Below are 6,220 nucleotides of genomic sequence, written 5' to 3' on the forward strand. Positions count from 1 at the left end.
CGCCCACAAGCCTCAACAAAAAAAATCATAAGTTAAATTTACCTTAAACGCTCTCAGTGAAAGCTAAGGGCGTTTTTTATTAAAGTTCTCTTCTTGTTGGTGTCCTCACCAACAAGCCGCTATACTCACCTTGTAATAGCCTGTCCTAAGTGTTGTTGGTGAGGACACCAACAAAGGGAAAAGGGATTTATCATGTTACTCCTTTAGACAAAAAAGTTTTATGTTTGACGCACAATGCCTTTAGCATATATCATTTTCCTAATCCTTTTGCTTACAGCAACTTATACCAGTCATAAAACCGGCAAATTAACATTGAGCGGAGCTATAACCGGCGGTGTGGTTGCTTTGTGTATTTACATGGGTATCGGGTTTATTGGCATTGCTATACTGGCTACCTTCTTTGTTTTCGCTACAATAGCCACATCCCACAAAAAGAATACGAAAAGGAACTTAGGAGATGGTCAGCATCCCGAAAAACGCGATGCCCGGCAGGTATTAGCCAACGGTGGTTTACCTGCTATATTAGGTTTGTTGGCCTTTATAATACCTGATAATGTACTGCTGGCAACTATACTAATGGCAGCAGCATTCGCATCAGCCACGGCAGATACTTTATCGTCAGAACTGGGTACGGTTTATGGCAAACGGTTTTATAATATCATCACTTTTAAACCAGACGAAAAGGGCAGGGACGGGGTAATAAGTTTGGAAGGCATACTCATCGGCATTGCAGGTGCGGCAGTTATCGCATCCGTTTATGCTATCGGATTTGGCTGGAACAGCATGTTCTTAAATATTATAATTGCAGGCACAGCCGGTAACATAGCCGATTCTGTTTTGGGCGCTACACTGGAAAGGAAAGGCTATATGAATAACAACGAAGTAAACTTCCTGAATACTTTTATAGCTGTTATAGTTTGCTGTTTATTAGTGTATTATAACTGATAGGTTAATTTACTACTTTAATACAACCTGTGCTGTATTCCTGTTGGTTTGTTTCATTAAAACAGTTCTGCCGGCTGTTAACTCATCAAGCGTATCATCTGTATAATGCCTTAAGGTTATCAGCGTAAGCTCGCTGTTATATTTCACTTTAAATAATTCTTTCAATGCCAATAGTAACCTATCAAAGCGTTCTGCCGTGTAATCAATACAGGCGGTAAAACTTAGGGCAGATGTTTGCATCAGGTTAACCTTTATGTGATGATCGGCAAACACGCCGAAGATCTCGCTTAAATGGCTTTCAGAGATAAAAGAGTAATCGTTGGTAAATATGGAAAGCAATACCTGGTTTTGTTTTACAATAATTACAGGCTTCTCAAATTTGCTGATCACATTTTCCTTTATCACCGTGCCTGGTGCATCGGGGTGGGTAAATGGCTTAACCAGTAGCGGTATATTGGCGTTCTGCAGGGGTTTTATTGTTTTTGGATGGATAACACTCGCGCCATAATAAGTCATCTCTATGGCTTCCTGATAGCTTAACTCGTCAAACTTAATGGTATCTGCAAAAAATTTTGGATCGGCGTTTAATATGCCGGGTACATCTTTCCAGGTGGTAACAGATTCGGCATTCAGGCAGGAGGCAAGTATAGATGCTGTATAATCAGAACCTTCGCGACCAAGTGTAGTAGTAAAATTCTCGGATGTACCACCTAAAAAGCCCTGTGTTACCACCACGCCATTATTTAAAAGGGCAGGGATATCTTTCTGGACGCTTGCACGGGTTTTATCCCAATCTACAATGCCTTCACGGTAAGTATTATCTGTATGGATATAGCCGCGGACATCCAGCCATTTACTGGTGATACCTTTATGATTGAACCATGCGTTAACAATCCGGGTAGATACCAATTCGCCGATGGATACGATCTGGTCATAAATAAAGTCGTAATCGTCATGCGGTTCGTCCTCTATCATCCAGTCTATCTCTACAAAAGTATTGGCTATATCATTAAACACCGGGTGGTTCTCGCCAAATAGTTCATGTGCAATGTGGTAATGATATTCCTTTATCCCTTCAAATATCTCATGCAGATCGTCTGTTCCATTGAAATACGCATTGGTCAGTTTCTCAAGTTCATTAGTGGTTTTGCCCATTGCAGATACCACCACTAATATTTGATTACCTGTGTAATTTTTAACAACATTGCCCAGGTTGATAACACCCTCTGCATCTTTAACAGATGCCCCGCCGAACTTAAATACCAGCATTTTTATGTATGTATTGTGCAGCGACAGATTGCGGTCGCATTAGTTTTTTAATTTGTGAATAGGGTAGCAGCAACTCCGTTTTACCGGCCGCATAAGGTTTTATCTCATATTGGTTGTACACGAATTTGATCCCTGCCGGTGTAATAGAGTAATTTTCATTCAGCGCGAACTTATTATCCTTAAAAAAATAATCGCGCGCCAGCGATGAGGTGTCGGTCAGCTTTTCATTCTTTCTGAAGATCTGCTCCGCTATTTTTGTGAGTTCGGTATGGTAACCATCGACTAAAATATCATCAAGCGTTACGTTCTTGTTTGTTTTACCATCCCAGTTTATAAAACCTGTAAAGCTTGCACCATGCGCACCTCCCTGAAAATTGTAACCGCCATACTCAAGCGCTACTAATGCCGAATCCTGGCCTATAACTTTAACATAGCTATCCAGTATGTAATACATAGCCGATTTTGGGTTGTCCTTTTTGAAATCTGTGTACGATCTTAGAAAAGCTGCTGCCATTGTATTTAAGCTGGTATCCGGCTTTTCACTCAGCATAAACAAATTTAATAGCTTACGCTTAATGGTATCATTTAAAATAGCGTTACCCTTAAACAGCGGATATTTTATTTTAACTACGGTGCATGCACTATCTGCTTTGCTGCCACAATCGGCGGCACGCTCATGTATAGCCTGATAGGTATAAGCAAGCGTATCTTTAAATATGGCGTCAGGTTCTTTTTTACCCGGGGCGCCCCACTCGCAAGAGCTTAACCCTAAAACAGCTAAAAGCAGGAGTGATGTTACTTTCATAGTTATAAAATTGCTATCTGTTCTTTTGATAAGGATGCATTTAACCAGCCCGCTTCAATATTTGCTTCGTATTTACGATAAAAGCTTATCGCAGGTTCGTTCCAGTCAAGCACTTGCCAAACCATGCCGCTAAAGCCCAGTTCGCGTGTTTCCTGAAACAAACGATCAAACAAGATCTTGCCTATGCCTTTACCTCTATATTTTTCGGTAACTATCAGGTCTTCCAGATATAAACGGCAGCCCTTCCAGGTAGAGTAGCGCACATAGTATAGTGCAAAAGCAACTATTATACCATCAGCCTCGGCCACAAAAGCCTTCCAAACAGGTTTAGTGCCAAAACCTGCATCTTCAAACTCTTCAAGCGTAACGGTAACTTCCTCAGGGGCGCGTTCAAATAAAGCCAGTTCATGAATAAGCTCCATCAGCCTTGGGCAATCTTGTTTTACGGCTATTCTTATATTAAAATTATTTGTCATTTAGTTATTAGTCATTGAGTCAATAGTACTCAACAGATTTTATTTTTATAAATTATTCACCAATCAACTTAATCAACCACTCACTAATTATTCTTAAAATGTTTAACCACCCGGCCGCCAAATATAGTACTACCTAAACGTACCATATTGCTGCCCTGTTCAATTGCAACCTTATAATCAGACGACATGCCCATAGACAGTGTGTCAAACGATTCTTCCTTGCGGAAAAAGCTAAGTTTTATGCCGTCAAAAAAGGTTTTTAATTCGTAATACTCATCTTTTATTTGCTTTGCAACATCGGTATTAGTGGCGATACCCATTAATCCGCGTATGCGGATATTTTTTAATGCGGCATATTCCTCGCTGCGTAACAGTTCAATAGCTTCATCGAATCCTAAGCCAAATTTGGTTTCTTCATCGGCAATATAAATTTGCAGCAGGCAGTCAATAACACGTTTGTTTTTTTCGGCATGCTTATTTATTTCCTGTAAAAGTTTTAAACTATCAACAGATTGTATCATGCTAATGAAGGGCGCAATATATTTAACCTTGTTAGTTTGCAGGTGGCCAATCAGGTGCCATTCAATATCTTTAGGTAATTGTTCCTGCTTTTCAACCAGTTCCTGTACTGTGTTTTCGCCAAATAAACGCTGCCCGGCATCGTAGGCTTGCTGTAGGTCTGCTGCCGGTTTTGTTTTAGAAACAGCCAGCAGGGAAACATTTATATCCCCGGTTTCTTTTTTTAAGCTTTTGATATTATCTGCAATGCTCATTTATCCGTAATTTTGCTTTTTATAACGCCGCTAAATTACAGAATGCAAAAATATATAAGCTTGTTTTTTTCAGTATTGCTTTATTTAACCGCTTGCAAAAGCAATGATGTGCCAGATGGTATCATCAAAGAGAAGGAGATGATAAGCTTACTTACCGATGTACACCTAACTGATGGGGCCATATACACACTGCCGCAAATACCCGATAGCCTGTATAAATATGGCAGGGCTAAATATATTGCTGTGTTTAAAAAACACCACACAACCGATGATCAGTTTCAAAAAAGCCTTAAATATTATTCTACACAACCGGATAGGTTGCAGGAAATGTATGGCAAAATAGATGCTATTATTAAAGCTAAGATAGACTCTGTAAACCGCCCGGTTAAGCCACCCAAACCGGTTGCCCTTAAAAATATTAAAAGTAAAACCGATACCGCTGCAAAAGGTAAAGTTGATTCTGTAAAACACCCGGTTAATACAATAAAACCAATTAGCAAGAAACTTACTATGAAAGCCAGGATCGATTCGATGAGGCAAGCCGCGAAGCTTGCTAAGAAAGCCAGGACCGATTCATTAAAGCGTATCGCAAATAAATCTAAACACGCCCGAAAGAAATTTAAGAATGCTGTATCCCCTCAATAGCGCAGATAAACTTGGGTTCACCGAGGTAAAAGAACTGATAAAAGCGCATTGCCTTAGTGTTATGGGCCAGGAAATGGTTGATAAGATACAGGTAATGAGTAATTACGACCTTATTGCTAAATTCCTGAACCAGGCAAACGAGTTTAAGAACATCCTGCAAAATGATGCAGCCCTGCCTATAAATAATTTTTACGATATAAAATCGCTGGCCAATAAGGCGCGTATTGAAGGTTCCTTTTTGTCTGAAGAAGAGTTTTTTCAGGTTCAGGCATCGCTAACTACCGTTTTCGCGGTGATAGCTTATTTTAGCGAACGCGAAGGTATCTATCCAAACCTGGAAGCGCTGTTTGAGCACCTGCCGATAGAGAAAGCTATCCTGAAAAAGATTGATCTGATCATAGACCCCAAGGGGAAAATAAGGCACAATGCATCGCGCGAGCTGATGGATATCACATCGGGTATTGCAAAGGCCGAACAGGAAGCCCGTAAAAAAATAGACCAGATATTTAAAACCGCATCCAGCAACGGCTGGACGGCCGATGGTTCATTAACTGTGCGCGATGGCCGTATCTGTATCCCTTTATTAGCAGAAAATAAGCGAAAGATAAAAGGTTTTATACACGATGAATCGGCATCGGGCCAAACGGTTTATATAGAGCCGGAAGAAGTGTTCTCGCTCAATAACCGCATCCGCGATCTGGAGTTTGACCGCCGCCGCGAGATCATTAAGATCTTAACGTCGTTAACAGACGAATTAAGGCCTTATGTGCCACTTTTACTATCGTACCATGGTTTGCTTACCAAGCTTGACTTTGTACGCGCCAAGGCCCTGTTTGCCATTGATATTGAAGGCGAAATGCCTAAGGTAGTTAACGAAGCGAGGCTAAGGTTGTTAAATGCCCGCCACCCTTTGCTATACCTGAGTTTTAAGAAAGACCATAAAACGGTTGTGCCGCTAAATGTGGGCATTGACGAAGGCACACGGGTGATAGTAGTATCGGGCCCTAACGCCGGTGGTAAATCTGTTTGCATGAAAACCGTTGGCCTGCTGCAAATGATGGTTCAGGCGGGCTTATTGATACCGGCGAGCGCCGATAGCGTGGTAGGGGTGTTCAGGCAGATCTTTGTTGATATTGGTGATGACCAGTCGATTGAAAGCGACCTGAGTACCTACAGCGCCCATCTATCTAAAATGAAGAAATTTGTGGAGGATGCCAATGGTAAAACGCTGATACTGATAGATGAGTTTGGTACCGGTACCGACCCGCAATTTGGCGGCCCTATAGCCGAAGCCGTGCTGGAAGCCT

Annotated in this window: 6 protein-coding genes and 1 pseudogene; 3 read left to right on the forward strand and 4 right to left on the reverse strand. The window is 41.2% G+C overall.

The genetic code is table 11. The features are described 5' to 3' along the window. The first annotated feature begins 267 nt into the window (after positions 1-267). A complete protein-coding gene (locus JWQ85_RS16270) occupies positions 268-945 on the forward strand; it encodes a DUF92 domain-containing protein (protein ID WP_299469853.1) in 678 nt (225 codons plus the stop codon). 12 nt (positions 946-957) lie between these two features. Here JWQ85_RS16270 and JWQ85_RS16275 read toward each other — a convergent pair whose 3' ends face one another. The 4 genes from JWQ85_RS16275 to JWQ85_RS16290 form a co-directional block, all read right to left on the reverse strand. Continuing rightward, positions 958-2,214, reverse strand: coding sequence for an aspartate kinase (locus JWQ85_RS16275; RefSeq protein ID WP_299469855.1), 1,257 nt, complete (start codon positions 2,212-2,214; stop codon positions 958-960). Next, a complete protein-coding gene (locus tag JWQ85_RS16280; protein WP_299469857.1) occupies positions 2,201-3,019 on the reverse strand; it encodes a DUF3298 and DUF4163 domain-containing protein in 819 nt (272 codons plus the stop codon). The genes JWQ85_RS16275 and JWQ85_RS16280 overlap by 14 nt, the downstream gene beginning before the upstream one ends. Positions 3,020-3,021: 2 nt before the next feature. After that, positions 3,022-3,495, reverse strand: a complete 474-nt coding sequence (locus JWQ85_RS16285; RefSeq protein WP_299469859.1) for a GNAT family N-acetyltransferase — start codon at positions 3,493-3,495, stop codon at positions 3,022-3,024. An 83-nt stretch (positions 3,496-3,578) separates the two neighbouring features. Further along, positions 3,579-4,268 (reverse strand): YggS family pyridoxal phosphate-dependent enzyme, encoded by a 690-nt coding sequence (locus JWQ85_RS16290; protein WP_299469861.1) that lies wholly within the window; start codon positions 4,266-4,268, stop codon positions 3,579-3,581. Positions 4,269-4,310: 42 nt separating this feature from the next. On the opposite strand from JWQ85_RS16290, the gene JWQ85_RS16295 reads away from it, so the two are divergent. Together JWQ85_RS16295 and JWQ85_RS16300 are read left to right on the forward strand one after the other, a co-directional pair. Beyond that, positions 4,311-4,913 carry a DUF4296 domain-containing protein gene (locus JWQ85_RS16295; RefSeq protein ID WP_299469863.1) on the forward strand — a complete coding sequence of 201 codons (603 nt, stop codon included), beginning with the start codon at positions 4,311-4,313 and terminating at the stop codon, positions 4,911-4,913. Further along, a pseudogene (locus JWQ85_RS16300) lies at positions 4,894-6,220 on the forward strand (endonuclease MutS2); the annotation flags it as partial. The gene JWQ85_RS16295 and the pseudogene JWQ85_RS16300, both read left to right, overlap by 20 nt.

Origin of the sequence: Mucilaginibacter sp. (assembly GCF_028288105.1) — a bacterium.
Lineage (GTDB): Bacteria > Bacteroidota > Bacteroidia > Sphingobacteriales > Sphingobacteriaceae > Mucilaginibacter.

Excerpts from the sequence above, each read along its gene's own strand:
- JWQ85_RS16275 (WP_299469855.1), bottom strand. The coding sequence starts at position 2,214 with ATGCTGGTATTTAAGTTCGGCGGGGCATCTGTTAAAGATGCAGAGGGT.
- JWQ85_RS16280 (WP_299469857.1), bottom strand. The coding sequence starts at position 3,019 with ATGAAAGTAACATCACTCCTGCTTTTAGCTGTTTTAGGGTTAAGCTCT.
- JWQ85_RS16285 (WP_299469859.1), bottom strand. The coding sequence starts at position 3,495 with ATGACAAATAATTTTAATATAAGAATAGCCGTAAAACAAGATTGCCCA.
- JWQ85_RS16290 (WP_299469861.1), bottom strand. The coding sequence starts at position 4,268 with ATGAGCATTGCAGATAATATCAAAAGCTTAAAAAAAGAAACCGGGGAT.
- JWQ85_RS16295 (WP_299469863.1), top strand. The coding sequence starts at position 4,311 with ATGCAAAAATATATAAGCTTGTTTTTTTCAGTATTGCTTTATTTAACC.